This is a genomic window from Microvirga sp. jy35, assembly GCF_056148915.1.
Genome location: NZ_JBWBEW010000002.1, coordinates 12,251 through 28,237, shown reverse-complemented (window position 1 = coordinate 28,237; position 15,987 = coordinate 12,251). Strand labels below are relative to the sequence as shown.

Below are 15,987 nucleotides of genomic sequence, written 5' to 3'. Positions count from 1 at the left end.
AGACGGCGTATTCCGCTGAATCGGGGCCTCTGCCATGGCACAGGTTCGGAAAACTCCGCAGCATCAGGATAACCGGCTTCTCGCAGCCCTGGCGCCAGAGGATTTTGCGTTTCTGGAGCCCCGTCTGACCATCGTCGACCTGCAGCGAGGTCAGACCCTCTACGAGGCGGGCGAGACCATCGGGCATACCTATTTTCTGCACGATGCGATGGTGTCCCTCGTCACCGTCATGCATGACGGCAAGTCCGTCGAGATGGCGACTTTCGGCTGCGAGGGATTGTTCGGCCTGGTGAGCGCGTTCGTGACCCGCCAATCGTTCGGGCGCTATATCGTCCAGATGAGCGGATCGGCCTCGCGGACCGAACTCAACGCGATGCACGAGGCCATGGCGGCTCGACCGGCCATCCAGCAGCTCGTCCTGCGCTTTACTGAGGCGCTCATGGCGCAAACGCTTCAAACCGTGGCCTGCAACGCCGTTCACAGCGTGGAAGCCCGTTGCTGCCGGTGGATCCTCATGAGTCAGGATCGAGCGGGCCAGTCTGAGCTGCCGCTCACCCAGGAGTCCCTGGCGGAGATGCTCGGGGTTCAGCGCTCGACGGTCAGCGACGTTGCCCGGGCCCTGCAGGACAAGGGCCTGATCCGCCAGGGCAGAGGCATCATCACGGTCACGGATCGCCCGGGTCTCGAGGCTGCCGCATGCGAGTGCTACGAGATCATCAGCGCGAAGTTCGAGCAGCTTCTACCGGGCACCTATCAGCGAGGCTGAACGGGAGCTGCCTGCCGCCATGGCAGCAGATTTGAAGAGCATTCGGCGGCCATACCTGAAAAAGCCCTGCCAGGTGGCAGGGCTCTGTCGTCTTCAACTGAGTGAAGCTGGACTTACGAAGCGTCCCCCGAGCGGGCGACCCTCGAGCGCTTGAGCTCGGGCGTGTTGAACCCTTCGCGAGCCGGGATGTGATCCTCGTTGGTGGTCTTGGGATTCATCCCCTCGTTGGCGGTCTGATGCTCGGGAATGGTGGATTGCGAGCCGGCCTCCTGCTTCATGCGCAGCGCCTTCTCGGCATTGCTCATCAGCTCCTCGCGGGCCTTCTCGGCCTTGCGCTTCTTGGGGCTGAACATGGAAAAGATATCGGAAAGAGCCATTGTGCTTCACTCCTTTGCGCGCGAGAGGACGCCGTCCTCTTCGTCGCTGCGATGGGTCGGCGGGGACTGAACGTTCTGGCGCGAGACCGGGATGTCGCGGGAGGTCGCGATGGTGCCGGTGGAATCCCCGATGTCACGGTCCGCCGCGTTGGCCGCCCCTCCCTGATCGTCCCGGATCACCCGGCCATTCTCGGTGGTGTCGCCGAAGGTCTCCGGCGTCACGGAAGGCTGCTGCTCGGCCGGACTTTGCGGCACGCCCAAGCCCATCTCCGCATTGCGGGCAAGGGCGGCACGGGCTTTTTCGGCTTCCGAACGCGGGTCGCGTGTCATGGGAACCTCCTCAAACTGTCGTGGGGTCAATGCCAGCGCGGCAAGCGGGTTCCCCCTCTTGTTGTGTCCAATTAGACACACCATCTTGAAGCCCAAGCGGATGCCTCTCGATGAGGGTCCGACATCGCAGGATTTGCCTGTGCCTCAGGCAGGGCGGGCAGATCCGAGGAGGGATGATTGATGAACTTCGAGAAATACACCGAGCGTGCCCGGGGCTTCGTTCAGGCGGCGCAGAATCTCGCCATGCGGGAAGGCCATCCGCAGCTTTCGCCGGGCCATGTCCTGAAGGTTTTGCTTGACGATCCGGAAGGCCTCTGCGCCGGGCTCATCGACCGCGCCGGCGGGCGCTCCCGCGACGCCCATGCGGCGGTGGAGCAGTGGCTCGCCAAGCAGCCGAAGGTGTCCGGCTCCGCCGCGCAGCCCCAGGCCACCCGCGACCTGATGCGCTTCTTCGACACGGCCGAGAAGGCCGCCGAGAAGGCAGGCGATTCCTACGTCACCGTCGAGCGCATGCTGCTGGCGCTGGCTGTCGAGAAGGACTCGGACGCCGGCCGCATCCTGGCTCAGGCCGGCGTGACCGCTCAAGGCCTCAACACCGCCATCAATTCCCTGCGCAAGGGGCGCACCGCCGACAATGCGACGGCGGAGAACGCCTATGATGCGCTCAAGAAATACGCCCGCGACCTCACGGAAGCGGCCCGCGACGGCAAGCTCGATCCGGTGATCGGCCGCGACGAGGAGATCCGCCGCACCATCCAGGTGCTGTCGCGGCGCACCAAGAACAACCCGGTGCTCATCGGCGAACCCGGCGTCGGCAAGACCGCCATCGTCGAGGGCCTCGCTCTGCGCATCGTCAACGGCGACGTGCCGGAATCGCTCAAGGACAAGCAGCTGCTCGCTCTCGACATGGGCGCGCTGATTGCCGGCGCGAAATATCGCGGCGAGTTCGAGGAGCGCTTGAAGGCTGTGCTCAGCGAGGTCACGTCGGCCGAGGGCGGCATCATCCTGTTCATCGACGAGATGCACACGCTGGTCGGCGCCGGCAAGGCCGATGGCGCCATGGATGCGTCGAACCTTTTAAAGCCCGCGCTTGCCCGCGGCGAGCTGCACTGCGTGGGCGCCACCACCCTGGACGAGTACCGCAAGCACGTGGAGAAGGACGCCGCCTTGGCGCGTCGTTTCCAGCCGGTCTTCGTGAGCGAGCCCACGGTGGAGGACACCGTGTCGATCCTGCGCGGCCTCAAAGAGAAGTACGAGCAGCATCACGGGGTGCGCATCACCGACTCGGCGCTTGTCGCGGCCGCCACGCTGTCGAACCGCTACATCACCGACCGGTTCCTGCCGGACAAGGCCATCGACCTCGTGGACGAGGCTTCGTCGCGCCTGCGCATGCAGGTCGATTCGAAGCCCGAGGAGCTCGACAACATCGACCGCGAGATCGTGCGCCTGAAGATCGAGCAGGAGGCGTTGAAGAAGGAAACGGACGCCGCGTCCCGCGACCGCCTTGAGCGCCTCACGAAGGAGCTGGCGGAGCTGGAGGAGCAATCGGCTTCCATCACCGCGCGCTGGAAGGCCGAGAAGGACAAGCTCGGCACCGCGGCCGACCTCAAGAAGAAGCTCGAGGAGGCCCGCAACCAGTTGGCCACCGCGCAGCGCAACGGCGACTGGGCGAAGGCCGGCGAGCTCTCCTACGGGGTCATTCCGGGCCTGGAGAAGCAGCTCACCGATGTGGAGGCCCATGCCGATGGCGGCGGGCTGATGGAGGAGGCGGTGACGCCCGACCATGTGGCCGGCGTCGTCTCCCGCTGGACCGGGGTGCCCGTCGACAAGATGCTGGAGGGCGAGCGCGAGAAGCTCCTGCAGATGGAGCAGGCGATCGCCAGGCGCGTCGTCGGCCAGGCAGAGGCGGTGGCAGCGGTCTCCACCGCCGTGCGGCGCTCCCGCGCCGGGCTGCAGGATCCGAACCGGCCCATGGGCTCGTTCATGTTCCTCGGCCCCACGGGCGTCGGCAAGACGGAGCTGACGAAGGCGCTGGCGCACTTCCTGTTCGACGACGAGACCGCGCTCGTGCGCCTCGACATGTCGGAATACATGGAGAAGCACTCGGTCGCCCGCCTCATCGGCGCGCCTCCCGGCTACGTGGGCTACGAGGAGGGCGGCGCCCTCACCGAAGCCGTCCGCCGCAGGCCCTATCAGGTGGTGCTGTTCGACGAGATCGAGAAGGCGCATCCGGACGTGTTCAACGTCCTGCTGCAGGTGCTCGACGACGGCCGCCTCACGGACGGCCAGGGGCGCACCGTGGACTTCCGCAACACGCTCATCATCATGACGTCGAACCTGGGCGCCGAATATCTGGTGAACCAGACCGAGGGCCATGACACCGACGAGGTACGCGACGAAGTGATGGGCGTGGTGCGCGCGCACTTCCGGCCGGAGTTCCTCAACCGCGTGGACGAGATCATCCTGTTCCACCGGCTGCAGCGCTCGGAGATGGGGGCCATCGTGGACATCCAGCTCGGCCGCCTGCAGAAGCTGCTCGCTGACCGCAAGATCACGCTGCAGCTCGACGAGGAGGCGCGCAGCTGGCTTGCGAACAAGGGCTACGACCCGGCCTATGGCGCGCGCCCGTTGAAGCGCGTGATCCAGAAGCACGTGCAGGATCCGCTGGCGGAGCTGATTCTCGCCGGCGACATCAAGGACGGCGAGACCGTGCCGGTGCATGCAGGCCCCATGGGCCTGATGATCGGCGACGTCACCGTCAGCGGCACGGAGCGCCCGCCGCAGGGCGTGCGGCTGAACTAGAAAGCAGTCGTGAAGAAAGAAAAGGCCGGGCTGGAGCCCGGCCTTTTTCGTGACTGAAGTGAACGAAACCTTCTTTGTCATGGCCGTCCCCGGACTTGATCCGGGGATCAGTCCCGGCCATCCTGATGCGGAAAAGTGCAGAGCCCCACTCAATCGAGATCACCGGCACAAGGCCGGTGATGACATGGAGAGGATGTTGATGTGCGCTTACTCTGCGGCCGCGCGGTAATCGCCCTCGTCGTTCATGGGCAGGCCCGCATCGTCGATGTCGCGTTCCGGAGCGCGTGATCGTGCGCCTTCGCGCAGGAGCATGTCCTTGTCGGTGCGCTCGCCCTTGTCCTCGCGAAGCTCCCGCTTCGTCCGGCGAAGCTGCTTGGCGGTTTTCTGCAGGGCGGCGCGGAAGGCGGTGTAAAGATCCTTGTCCTTGGCCTCGCCGGTCATCATCTTGAGCGCGCCCATCTGCATGTTGACCGTGCACCGATAGGTCGGCCCCTCGCGGGTGACATGCACGGATCCCATGCTCAGCCGGCCGAAGTATTTTCCGGCAATGCGCTGGATGTTGGTTTTGGCAAATTCAGGGAAATTTTCGCCCAGGTCGACTGTCGAGCTTTGTACGAGGATATTGTTGTCGCCGCTTTCAAGTTTCATTCGGTCCTCCGCTGCTGAAGGTTCGATGGCTAACGGCGGGCAGGAGACAAGGTTTCGGTCGGAGTGAAACAAATTCGACCCTGCCAAGGTTGTCTTCGGTTCAGGGCCGGCGGCTCCGCGTCCCCTGCTGCTCCACATCGGCGACGGCGACCTCGATGGTCTCGGAACGGTTGTTGCGCACGACCGCGAGCTTGACCGTGTTGCCGACGCCGACTCTCTCGAGCCTGTCGGTCAGGTCCGACAGGCGGCGCACCGGCGCGTCGTCGACGCCCACGATGACATCCCCGATGATGCCGGCGCGCGCATCCACGCCGCGCAGGCCCGCCCGGTCCGCCGGCGAGCCCGGCACCACGCCCGCCACGATCACGCCGGTTACGCCGAGCTGGGCGGCGAGCGTCTCGTCGCCGGCGAGAATGCCGATGCCCGGGGTCGGCACGCGGCCGGTGCGGATGAGTTCCGGCACGACCCGGTTCACCACATCGACAGGAATGGCAAAGCCGATGCCGGCATTCGTTCCTGAGGGTGAGAAGATGGCGGTGTTGACGCCGATCAGGCGGCCGGCGGAATCGAGCAGCGGGCCGCCGGAATTGCCCGGATTGATCGCCGCATCGGTTTGGATCACGTCGGCGACCTCGCGCCCGCCGCTGGTGGGCAGGCGGCGCTTGAGGGCGCTGATGACCCCGGAGGTGAGCGACTGGTCGAGCCCGAAGGGATTGCCGATGGCATAGGCGGTCTGCCCGACCTTCAAATCGGCCGAGCTTCCCACGTTCACGGGGGCCGGCAGGGCGCCCTGGCGCTGGAGCCGCAGGACGGCGAGGTCGTAGTTCGGCGCGCGCCCGATCACCTCGGCAGGCCGCACCTCGCCGGAGGCGAAACGTACCGCAAACGAGGAGCCGTTTTCCACCACGTGATGGTTCGTCACCACATGCCCGGCGGCATCCCACACGAAGCCTGTGCCGGAACCGGCCGGCTCTCCGCCGGCGGGGCCTCGCCCCTGCAGCGCCACCACCTGCACCACCGAGGGCGCCACGGTCTCGAACACCCGGATCGTCGTGCGCTCGAACTCCGCCAGGTCGCCCCGCGCCGCGACGGGCCGCGGCGCGCGGGCGGAATAGAAGTAGGTATTCACATAAGGCTGCAGCACCAGGATCGCGAGCAGCACCGCCACGACCAGCATGATGATTCGCGTCGTCCGGTCCTGCATTGGTCCTCCTGCTCCTGATCAACCCTCTCACAACGGACACGCTTGAGCGAAGTTCATCCCGAACCGGCACGACCCGTTCGCGGAACCCTGCGACTCTCATCCGCTTGTCCCTGCGGAGGTTGAGCTTGTCCGGCGAAAGGCAAGTCCTCGACCCTTCTGCCTGGACCAGGAGGAGGATGCCTTGCATGATCCGTCACCGTCAGGAAGCCGCTCCCCTGTTCATGCAGGCATTTTCCCGACCTTCTTCCTGTCGGGCTTCGAGTGCTCCACCTTCATCTGGAAGGATCGGGGCCGCCGGGATCTCGTGGCCGAGACGCAGCACCGCGAGCATGCGGATGAGGATTACGCGTTTCTCCGTTCGCTCGGCATCGCGGTGGCGCGCCAGGGCATTCCCTGGCCCTTCGTGGACAAGAGCGGCGCTTACGATTTCTCGGGGCTCGATCCGTTCATCGCGGCCATGAACCGCCACCAGATCCTGCCGATCTGGGACCTGTGCCACTACGGCTATCCGGACGACGTCGATCCTTTCGCAGCCGATTTCACGGATCGTTTCGCATCTTATGCGAAAGCGGCGGCGGAATACGTGACGCCGCGGATCCGCGGCCCGCATTTCTTCACGCCCATCAACGAGATCACCTTCTTCGCCTTCATGGGTGGGGAATGGGCCTGGACCGCGCCCTTCCGCAAGACCGACGAAGACCGCCGGCGGCTGCGCCTCGCCCTGTGCCGGGCCGACATCGCGGCCGTGAAGGCGATCCGCGAGGTCGTCCCTGAGGCGCGGATGGTGCACATCGACCCGCTCATTCTGGTGGTTGCGCCGCACGACCGCCCGGATCTCAAGGACGAGGCGGATCACGAAACCTTTACGGACACGTTCTATGCCTGGGACGTGATCGCCGGGCGGCGCCACCCGGAGCTCGGCGGTTCGCCGGAGGTGCTCGATATCGTGGGCGTCAACGCCTACTCGTTCGGCCAGATGGAATATCGCGAGAACGGCCCGCACGCTTCCCTGGAGCCGCATGACGAGCGCATCCGGCCGCTCGGCGACCTGCTCACCTATACCTGGGAGCGCTACCGCCGCCCGATGATCGTGGGCGAGACGAGCGGCCTGCGCGAGGGCCGCCCGGACTGGCTGCGCGACATCGTCGAGGAATCGCTCGCCGCCGTGCGCCAGGGCATCGACCTGCACGGGGTGTGCCTGTTTCCCGCCGTGGACATGCCCGACTGGCACAATGGCGAATGGCTGCACAACGGCCTGTGCGATCTGGTCGAGGAGAACGGCCGCCTGAAGCGCGTACCCTACGGGCCCTATATCGACGAGCTGCGGCGCTGGCAGAAGCGCCTGAACCGGGTGACGGAGCTCGACGAGGATCCGTTCAGCGATCCGGTGGACCTCAACGATATCAAGCGTGCGGCCGACGAGATGCAGATGAGTTCGGACAAGGATTGGCGCTGACGCCGCTTCACTCCGAGCCTGAACCAAACTTTCCCGCAAACGTTCGCTCTCACAGTCCCTTTGCAGGAGAGTTCTTGATGTCACGCCGTCTCGTGATCGCCGGCCTCATGGCCGCCATTGCCGTTCCCGCCTTCGCTCAGCAGCAGAACCAGGCCATTCCTCAATCGACCGCACCGCAACCTGCGGAGACGCGGACCAATCCGGCCCTCGGGCAGAACGCGCAGGAGCGCCAGCAGCGCACGCAACAGGGCGGCGCCCCGCAGGATACGCAGACCCCCGCCCGCCAGGGTCAGGCCAACAGCGCCCCGGCCGCCATGGGCCAAGAGCAGTCGCAGGCCGACCGGCAGTACATCCAGCAGGCGCTGGCGCTGAGCACCGTGTCGCTGCAGCAGTCGAACTTCGCGCTCACCAAGGCGCAGAACCCGCGCGTGAAGCAGTTCGCGGAGTTCGAGGTCGGCGAGCAGAACCTGCTCACCGAGATCATGCATTCCTTCGCAGACCCGAACGCCACAGCGTCAACCACGCGCGGCGCTCAAGCGGCTGCTTCCACGGCGCCCGAGCTGCCGGCCAAGGATGCGCAGGCCATGGAGCGTCTGTCGAAGGCGCCCGGAGGCGCTGCCTTCGACAAGGATTACGTCGCCCTGCAGATTCAGGGGCATCAGGAATTGCTGAAGCTGCAGGAGGACTATCTCAAGCAGGGCTCCGGCAACCGCGAAACCACGAACGTTGCCAAGCTCGCGCGGGGCCAGATCCAGGAGCACCTGACCATGCTGCAGGACATCCAGAAGGAGCTTGGCCGGTAAAGCCTCACCCGGCGAGAAGGATGCCGGCTCATCGGCAGGACGATGCGCCGCAATGATCGTCCGGCCCTGCTTTTCACGGTCGCAGGGCCGGAACACCCGTCCTCGAAAGGACGTTGGCTCTGCGAGGCTTCCTAGCCATCAGCCTGCTGAAACCCAAGAAGAGGAATAGCCCATGGCGCAAGACAAACGCGGTCGCTCTCCTGAGCCGCCTGTGGATGAAGTGCTGAACGAGATCGCGCAGGAAGAGGCCGGCGACGACTTCGTCGCAGGTCCGACCCAGCGCAACGATGTCGGCAACACCAAGCGCGCGGCCGCCAAAGCCACCGGCGTGATGGGCGCCTCGAAGAAGCTCGACCCCGACCTCGACATCGACCATGTGGACGACAATCGCGTGAAGAGCGGCTCCAAGGCGGGGCTCCATTCCTTCAAGGAGGTGCCGCCGGAGCAAGGCGCAGCGGACGCCGGCTTCGAGCTCTCCAACGAGGAGATCGCCGAGAGCGTCAACACGACGGCGACCAAGAGCCCGGCCCCCCGCGGCGCTCAGACGGAAGGCACGACGGGCCCCTCAGGCATGAGCGGCGGGGCGACCTCCCGCGCCCGCGTGCCGGCGCCCGGCAACGCGGTGGACGTGCCCAAGGGCACCCTGGTGCGCGGCCATCCCACGGCCAGCCAGTCCGGTGGAAAGTCGACCTCCTCCACGGGCGACGAGAAGCCGCCGAAGCGCTCGGGTCGCGCCCATAGCGGCCAGCAGCAGCGCCCGCTCTCCAAGGGCGGCAACGAGGAGCGGTAGTCCCATCCCCCACGCATCATCCCGGACGGCGAAAGCCGGTCCGGGATCGCGTGCGGATCAAGCGAATGTCTCCCTCCCCCTTGTGGGGAGGGGCAGGGGTGGGGGTGCCGGTGCTGGACTAGACCAGCGTGGCGCCCACACCCCCACCTCCAACTCCTCCCCACAAGGGGGAGGAGGGCTTCCGCGCCACTCCCGTCCGGCATCCCGGATCTTCGCTGCGCTTCGTCCGGGATGACCCAATGAGCCTACTGCATAGCTGTCTCTACGGAAGATGGAGTGACAGCCCCGTGCCTCCCGCTTTATGGATTGTTCAGCCGAACCGGCAGTGACGACATAAAACGGTTGAGGAAACGCTCATGGACAGAAGAAACGTTCTCAAAGGCGCAGGCCTGGCAGTTGCAGCAGGCGCTGTCGCATCCCCGGCCATCGCTCAGGCGCAGCCGGAAGTCCGCTGGCGCATGGCGTCCGCCTATCCGAAGAGCCTCGACACCCTCTTCGGCGCGGGCGAGATGATCTCCAAGCGCGTGGCCGCCGCCACCGACAACAAGTTCCAGATTCAGCCCTTCGCGGCAGGCGAGATCGTCGGCGCGCTCCAGACCCTCGACGCCACGCAGAACGGCACGGTGGAGTGCTCCTATACCCTGTCGAGCTTCTTCATCGGCAAGGACCCGACCTTCATGTTCGAGACCTCGGTGCCGTGGGGCATGAACGTGCGCCAGCACAATGCCTGGATGTATTACGGCGGCGGCCTCGACCTCGTGCGCGAGTTCATGAAGGACTACAACGTCTATCCGATCCCGGCCGGCCAGACGGGCGCTCAGATGGGCGGCTGGTTCCGCAAGGAGATTAAGTCCATCGCGGACCTGAACGGCCTCAAGATGCGCATCGCCGGCATGGGCGGGCAGATCATGCAGAAGCTCGGCGTGGTGCCCCAGGTGCTCGCAGCCGGCGACATCTACCCGGCGCTGGAGCGCGGCACCCTCGACGCGGTCGAGTTCTCCGGCCCGCACGACGACGAGAAGCTCGGCTTCGTGAAGGTGGCCCAGTACTATTACTATCCGGGCTTCTGGGAGGGCGGCGCGCAGCCCTCGCTCTACGTGAACATGAACAAGTGGAACGAGCTGCCCGCCCATTACAAGGCGATCCTCGAAGCCGCCTGTGCCGAGGCGAATGCCCTGTGCGTGGCGAAATACGATGCGCAGAACGCCGACGCGATCCGCCGCCTCGTGGGCCAGGGCGTGCAGCTGCGACCCTTCCCGCGCGACGTGATGGAGCAGAGCTACAAGGAAGCCTACAAGCTCTACGGCGAGCTCGCGGCCTCCAACGCCAAGTTCAAGAAGATGTACGATTCCTGGAACGCCTTCCGCGAGAAGGAGCTGACCTGGTTCCGCATCGCCGAGCTGCCCTTCGACTACTTCGTCAACCAGCAGCAGGGCCAGCCGCGCTGACCATTGCAGATATCCGAAACGGCGCCGCAAGGCGCCGTTTTCATTTGGGCGGATGGAGGATCGGAGCTTGGCCCCACGCGTTGTCTTCACGACATGACACGCAATCCGACGATGGAGATCCCTATGACGGACAAGAACCGCTCTGATGATAAAAACCAGGACAAGAACGACCGCAAGGACGACAAGCAGACCGAGAACAAGAAGCATCAGGAAGAGCTTCTCGACGAGGGCGTGGAGGAGACCTTTCCCGCCAGCGACCCGGTTTCCGTGAAGATCACGAAGTAATTCGATTTCAGAAACCGCCTTAACCTCAGTCCTCATCCTGAGGAGCCGCTGCAAGCGGCGTCTCGAAGGAGCTTCCAGAGAGCACTGGAGCCTCCTTCGAGACGCAGACTGACGTCTGCTCCTCAGGATGAGGTTGAGGGGATGAATTCAGACGCTTTTTGTCCGTGTCAGTTCCTGCTCGCCACCGCGACGCCTGCGGCCGCAAGAGCCATGCCGGCGAGCTGGATCAGGCTCAGGGTTTCGCCGAAGAGCGCGAAAGCCATGAGGGCTGCAACCGGCGGCACGAGATAGAGCAGGGTCGCCACGCCCACGACCGCGCCCTGACGGATCAGGAACAGCAGCAGCCCGATCGCCCCGATGGACAGGCCTAACACTGCCCAGGCGAGCGCGCCGATGAGCGGAAGCGTGAAATCCATGTGCCCCTCTTCCAGCAGCAGCGCCAGCGGCAGGGTGACGATGGCGGCTCCGATATACTGGATGGTCGCATTGACCCGCAGGTCGAGATTGCTGCCGGTGCGCTTCTGCCAGATCGTCCCGAAGGTGATGGAGAGCATGCCGAGCACGCAGATGAAGAGCGCCAGCGGCGGCACGCCGCCATCGCCGAGCTTCGGAGCCACCACGAGGGCTGCGCCCATGAAGCCGATGCCGATCCCGGTCCAGCGTCTGGCTGAGACCCGCTCGCCCAGCAGGGGTCCGGCGAGAAGGCCCGTGGCCAGCGGCTGGAGACCGGCCACCAGGGCGGAGATTCCTGCGGGCAGCCCGTGCTTGACCGCCCAGAACACGCCCCCGAGATAGAACCCGTGCAGGAGAACGCCGGCGATCATGCTGGTGCGCCAATCCTTCCAGGTCCGCGGCCAGGAAACCTGCGCCACCGTGACGATGACGGCGAGCACCAGGGTGGCGAGCACGTAGCGCACGAACAGAAACGTCAGCGGTTCGGCATAGGGCGCCACGAGGCGCGCCACGACGAAGCCGGTGGCCCAGATGAGCACGAACAGCGGCGGCGCGAGGCGGGCGAAGAGGGTTGGGCTCATGGGGTGATGCGAAGCTGAAGCCGTAGGAGAGGAATGGCCTTGTAGGCCCGAGCCCCAGTGTTTGTCGATGCGTAATGAGGGGCGACTTCACCTCTCCACGAGGGAGAGGTGTGGCGGCGATGCTCGCAGAGCTAACCTTTCAAGAATAACTTAAGGTGTGCTCTTCATTTTACGCTTCATAACCCAGCTGCCTCAAAGTCCGTTTCCTTGCCCTTGACCCCCGCCGCACCATCTCCAGCCTCTTGGAGACTCCGCCGTTGAACCGCCTTCGCCTCTGGCTCGAACTCGTTGCCATCGCGTCCACCCGCTTCGTGCTGCACGATGCCTGGGCGATTGCGAGCCATATTGCGCTGTCCGTGCTGACCTCCATGTTCCCGTTCCTGATCCTGGTCACGGCGCTGGCGAGCCTGTTCGGCACCGGGACCCTGGCGGACGAGGTTGCGGACATCATCCTGGAGGCCTGGCCGCGGGAGATCGCGGGACCCATCGCGGGCGAGGTGCACACCATTCTCTCGGTCAAGCGCAGCGACGTGGTGACCCTCGGGTTGGTGCTCGCGCTTTATTTCGCATCGAGCGGGGTCGAGAGCCTGCGGGTCGGGCTCAACCGCGCCTATGGGGTGCGCGAAACCCGCGCCTGGTGGCTGACGCGGCTCGAGTCCATCGCCTTCGTGATTGCCGGAGCCCTCATGCTGCTGGCGCTCGCCCTGCTCGTGGTGCTCGGCCCATTCCTCTGGCGGATCGTGCTGTCCTGGGTGCCGGCGCTGCAGCCCTTCGACGGCTTGATCGCCTTCCTGCGCATCGGGGTGGCAACCACCGTCATCGTGGCGGGCCTGCTGCTCGCCTACAAGCTTATTCCCTCCGGGCGGCGCAGCTTCCGCGCGGTGCTGCCGGGCGTGGGCGTGACCCTGGCGCTGTGGCTTCTCGGCGGCTTCGCCTTCAGCTGGTATCTGGAGTTCTATCCGGGGGCCTACGCGTCCACCTATGGCGGCCTCGCCACAGCCATGGTGGCGCTGATCTTCCTCTATACCCTCAGCGCGATCTTCCTGTTCGGCGGGGAGCTGAACGGCACGATCATCCTGGCCAAGCGCCGCCGCCTCGGCAGGGAGCCGAAGCCTGAGCAGCTGAAAGACGTGATCGCCCTGCCCTGACCGGGCAATCCGTTGAATCGTTCAGGGGGTCAGGATCACCATCAGGACGAGCCCGAACAGGCCGATGGCGGCGATGCCGATGAGGCTGAGCCAGGGATGTTTGCGTTGTTGGTTCGGATCCAAGAGCAGATTCCCCTTCACGTGCCGAGGGTGATGACCCAAAGGCAAAGGCCCAGGCCGACAACCACGGCGAGCCAGTTCAGGGAGCGATCGAAGACCAGGTTCCATGAGGCCGGAACGGCCTGAGCGAGCTTCTTCTGAGGAGGGAGGTCGACCGGCATGATTCATTCTCCAAAGCCTGGACAAGCTTCGAGACGCAGCATGCGCCCAAAAGGGCAGCGGCCGACTAGGGAATCGCTGATGGTTGAACCATACAGGGCCAATGCGTCATTTGTAAGTGCGGCCCGGCTCGGAACCCGATGCTCGCGTGAAGCTGTTGAACGGATCGCGACGCCCGCGATGAGCTTCGCGCTAGATGATGGTCGATCCGTCCGTTCTCACCTGCTCGTCTCCGATCTGGCGCACGAGCTTATGGGCTTCTTCATCGCTCACGTGGATTCGCACCAGAGTCCATTCGTTCTCGGATTTCCACATGCGAAACGACAGCATGAACCCGTCGCCGTCCTTCTTGGCGTCGGCATGGGTGGCGTCGGGCAGGTCATAGGGGCCAAGGCCGTCGAAGGTGATCTGTCCCACAGGGCTCTCCGGTCAGGGGTCAGCCAAGTAACGGCCAACTACCGAACAGGTTCGGCCCTGGCCTCCGCTCAGCACCGGACGTCCCTACGAAAACGGCCGGGCATGAGCCCGGCCGTCTCCGATTGCGATGCTGCGATGATCAGCTCACGATCCTGTACTTCACGAAGCCTTCCGGCGCGTCGCCCATCTTCTCGACCTTGATGCCGGCCGGCTGGTAGTTGGCGGCGTTCGGGCCGGTGGTGAAGGTCATGGTGACGCCGGCCGGAACCGCGAGCGCCCAGGAGCCGTCCGCCTTCGGGGCCACTTCCTTCTTCTCCAGGATGAAGCGCATGATGGCGTCGCGGGTCAGGTCCGGCGCCTCGAACACGATGGTGGTGCCGTCGGCGCCGGGGAAGTTGCCGCCGCCGCCCGCCCGGTAGTTGTTCGTCACCACGAGGAACTGCTGGTCGTCCGTCACGGGCTTGCCGTTATGGGTCAGGTCCTTGATGCGGCGCGCATTGGCGTTCACCACCTTGCCGTTGTCGTCGTAGCGCGAGGCCTGAGTCGGGTCGATCTTGTACTGCACGCCGGCGATCACGTCGAAGTTGTAGGCCGGGAACTTGGGATTGACGAGTTCCTGCTCGCCGCCCTTGGCCGGATCGATCTGGTTGTAGATGCCGGCCGAGCGCTCGAGCCACTCACGCACCTGGGCACCCGTGATCTTCACCACGCGGATCGTGTTCGGGTAGATGTAGATGTCCGCCATGTCCTTGATGGCGAGCGGGCCGGGCTTGATCTCCGTGAAGTAGTTCGGACCGCCGCGTCCGCCGGCCTTGAAGGGAGCGCCTGCGGACAGAATCGGCAGGTCCTTGAAGGCGGATGCTTTCAGTTGGTCGGCCACGTACCAGGCCTGCGCCTCGGTCACGAGCTTCACGGAGGCGTCGTCCGACACCAGCGAGAAGTAGGAGTGGATCGGCACGGCGGTCGTGCCGACGGGCTCGCGCACGTATTTCAACGTCGCCTCGTGGCCTGCCTTCGCGGCGGCCATCACGGCCGCATCGGATTCCACCTTGGCTACGACCTTGCGGTCGACGCGGTCGTAGATCGGGCGCGCCTCGGTGCGGAAGTTCGCGACCTTCCAGGCATTGCCTTCCTTGGTCAGCTCGAGATCGACGAGGCCGAGATGGCTGCCCCAGAAGCCGGCCATGACGGCGGGCTTGCCGTGCAGCGTGCCCTTCTGCACGTCGACCCCGGCGATGTTGTTGAACTCCTTGCCGCCCGGAAACGTGAAGTGCTGGTGGCCGGTGAGGATCACGTCGATGCCCTCGACCTTGGCGAGGTGGAGCGCCGCGTTCTCTTCGCCGCCCTTGCGCTCGCCGCCGGCGATGCCGGAATGGCACAGCGCCACGACGATGTCGGCGCCGGCCTTCTTGAGGTCTGGCACGTGCTTGTTGGCAGCGTCCACGATGTCGATGGTGGTGGCCTTGCCGTCGAGGTGGGACTTGTCCCACTGGACGATCTGCGGCGGCACGAAGCCGATCACGCCCACCTTGATCGTCTGCTTGGCGCCGGCCTCGTCGGTGAATTCGCGGTCGAGGACGATCCAGGGCTTCTGCAGGGACTCGCCGTTGGCCTTGAGCACGTTGGCGCAGACCAGCGGGAATTTGGCCGTGCCCATGGCGTTCTGCAGGAACTCGAGGCCGTAGTTGAACTCGTGGTTGCCGAGCGTGCCGCAATCATAGGCGAGCTCGTTCATGGCGGCGACCATGGGGTGCACGTCGCCCTTCTTCATGCCCTGCCGATAGGCCACGAAATCGCCGAGCGGCGATCCCTGGATCAGGTCGCCGTTGTCGAACAGCAGGGAGTTCTTAGCCTCGGCGCGGGCGCCCTTCACCAGGGTGGCCGTGCGGGCAAGCCCCACCGTGTCGTCAGCCGCATCGCGATAGTAGTCGTAAGGGAAGATGTTCACGTGAAGGTCGGTGGTCTCCAGGATGCGGAGCTTCACGACCGGGCCGGCGGCCCAGCTGGTCTGCGGCAGGCCGGCAATCGCCGCGGCAGCCACGCCGGTCTGCAGGACGCGGCGGCGGGTGATGGATTGGGTCATGGTCTTCCCTTTGGTCTTGTTGTGCAGCGAAACAGAATTCGCCTCTACACGACAGAAGCACAGGTTTTGTGACAGAATCAATATAGCTGGCTAAGCGGGCGCTGAGAATTCACCGGC

Annotated in this window: 16 protein-coding genes; 8 read left to right on the top strand and 8 right to left on the bottom strand. The window is 65.2% G+C overall.

The genetic code is table 11. The annotated features are described in order from the left end of the window. Positions 1-34: 34 nt before the first annotated feature. The gene (locus AC0QTX_RS01850; protein ID WP_474602116.1) at positions 35-766 is read left to right on the top strand and encodes a Crp/Fnr family transcriptional regulator; all 732 of its coding nucleotides are present in this window, start codon (positions 35-37) and stop codon (positions 764-766) included. Between the two features lie 113 nt (positions 767-879). Here AC0QTX_RS01850 and AC0QTX_RS01845 read toward each other — a convergent pair whose 3' ends face one another. Both AC0QTX_RS01845 and AC0QTX_RS01840 read right to left on the bottom strand, forming a co-directional pair. Continuing rightward, the gene (locus AC0QTX_RS01845) at positions 880-1,143 is read right to left on the bottom strand and encodes a hypothetical protein (protein WP_474602115.1); all 264 of its coding nucleotides are present in this window, start codon (positions 1,141-1,143) and stop codon (positions 880-882) included. A 6-nt stretch (positions 1,144-1,149) separates the two neighbouring features. Then, positions 1,150-1,473 carry a hypothetical protein gene (locus AC0QTX_RS01840; protein WP_474602114.1) on the bottom strand — a complete coding sequence of 108 codons (324 nt, stop codon included), beginning with the start codon at positions 1,471-1,473 and terminating at the stop codon, positions 1,150-1,152. 180 nt (positions 1,474-1,653) lie between these two features. Here AC0QTX_RS01840 and clpB point away from each other — a divergent pair, with 180 nt between their 5' ends. Beyond that, positions 1,654-4,275, top strand: a complete 2,622-nt coding sequence (gene clpB / locus AC0QTX_RS01835) for an ATP-dependent chaperone ClpB (RefSeq protein WP_474602113.1) — start codon at positions 1,654-1,656, stop codon at positions 4,273-4,275. 207 nt (positions 4,276-4,482) lie between these two features. Here the strand turns inward: clpB and hpf are convergent, their stop codons facing one another. Both hpf and AC0QTX_RS01825 read right to left on the bottom strand, forming a co-directional pair. Further along, positions 4,483-4,923, bottom strand: a complete 441-nt coding sequence (hpf, locus tag AC0QTX_RS01830; RefSeq protein WP_474602112.1) for a ribosome hibernation-promoting factor, HPF/YfiA family — start codon at positions 4,921-4,923, stop codon at positions 4,483-4,485. Between the two features lie 100 nt (positions 4,924-5,023). Then, entirely contained in the window at positions 5,024-6,127 is a 1,104-nt protein-coding gene (locus AC0QTX_RS01825) for a S1C family serine protease (RefSeq protein WP_474602111.1), read from the bottom strand. 181 nt (positions 6,128-6,308) lie between these two features. On the opposite strand from AC0QTX_RS01825, the gene AC0QTX_RS01820 reads away from it, so the two are divergent. The 5 genes from AC0QTX_RS01820 (at position 6,309) to AC0QTX_RS01800 (ending at position 10,909) form a co-directional block, all read left to right on the top strand. Next, the gene (locus AC0QTX_RS01820) at positions 6,309-7,583 is read left to right on the top strand and encodes a glycoside hydrolase family 1 protein (protein WP_474602110.1); all 1,275 of its coding nucleotides are present in this window, start codon (positions 6,309-6,311) and stop codon (positions 7,581-7,583) included. Positions 7,584-7,660: 77 nt separating this feature from the next. Beyond that, positions 7,661-8,386, top strand: coding sequence for a DUF4142 domain-containing protein (locus AC0QTX_RS01815; RefSeq protein ID WP_474602109.1), 726 nt, complete (start codon positions 7,661-7,663; stop codon positions 8,384-8,386). A 172-nt stretch (positions 8,387-8,558) separates the two neighbouring features. Further along, positions 8,559-9,176, top strand: coding sequence for a hypothetical protein (locus AC0QTX_RS01810; RefSeq protein ID WP_474602108.1), 618 nt, complete (start codon positions 8,559-8,561; stop codon positions 9,174-9,176). Between the two features lie 356 nt (positions 9,177-9,532). Then, the gene (locus AC0QTX_RS01805; RefSeq protein WP_474602107.1) at positions 9,533-10,624 is read left to right on the top strand and encodes a TRAP transporter substrate-binding protein; all 1,092 of its coding nucleotides are present in this window, start codon (positions 9,533-9,535) and stop codon (positions 10,622-10,624) included. Between the two features lie 123 nt (positions 10,625-10,747). Further along, the gene (locus AC0QTX_RS01800) at positions 10,748-10,909 is read left to right on the top strand and encodes a hypothetical protein (protein WP_474602106.1); all 162 of its coding nucleotides are present in this window, start codon (positions 10,748-10,750) and stop codon (positions 10,907-10,909) included. A gap of 167 nt (positions 10,910-11,076) precedes the next feature. Here AC0QTX_RS01800 and AC0QTX_RS01795 read toward each other — a convergent pair whose 3' ends face one another. Continuing rightward, the gene (locus tag AC0QTX_RS01795) at positions 11,077-11,943 is read right to left on the bottom strand and encodes a DMT family transporter (RefSeq protein WP_474602105.1); all 867 of its coding nucleotides are present in this window, start codon (positions 11,941-11,943) and stop codon (positions 11,077-11,079) included. A 257-nt stretch (positions 11,944-12,200) separates the two neighbouring features. Between AC0QTX_RS01795 and AC0QTX_RS01790 the strand changes: the two genes are divergently transcribed. After that, positions 12,201-13,091 (top strand): YihY/virulence factor BrkB family protein, encoded by an 891-nt coding sequence (locus AC0QTX_RS01790; protein WP_474602104.1) that lies wholly within the window; start codon positions 12,201-12,203, stop codon positions 13,089-13,091. A gap of 137 nt (positions 13,092-13,228) precedes the next feature. Here the strand turns inward: AC0QTX_RS01790 and AC0QTX_RS01785 are convergent, their stop codons facing one another. The 3 genes from AC0QTX_RS01785 to AC0QTX_RS01775 form a co-directional block, all read right to left on the bottom strand. Then, positions 13,229-13,372: a hypothetical protein gene (locus tag AC0QTX_RS01785; protein ID WP_474602103.1), complete on the bottom strand. Its 144-nt coding sequence runs from the start codon at positions 13,370-13,372 to the stop codon at positions 13,229-13,231. A 190-nt stretch (positions 13,373-13,562) separates the two neighbouring features. Then, positions 13,563-13,787 carry a hypothetical protein gene (locus tag AC0QTX_RS01780; protein ID WP_474602102.1) on the bottom strand — a complete coding sequence of 75 codons (225 nt, stop codon included), beginning with the start codon at positions 13,785-13,787 and terminating at the stop codon, positions 13,563-13,565. 139 nt (positions 13,788-13,926) lie between these two features. Further along, entirely contained in the window at positions 13,927-15,870 is a 1,944-nt protein-coding gene (locus AC0QTX_RS01775; RefSeq protein ID WP_474602101.1) for a bifunctional 2',3'-cyclic-nucleotide 2'-phosphodiesterase/3'-nucleotidase, read from the bottom strand. Between the last annotated feature and the right edge of the window lie 117 nt (positions 15,871-15,987).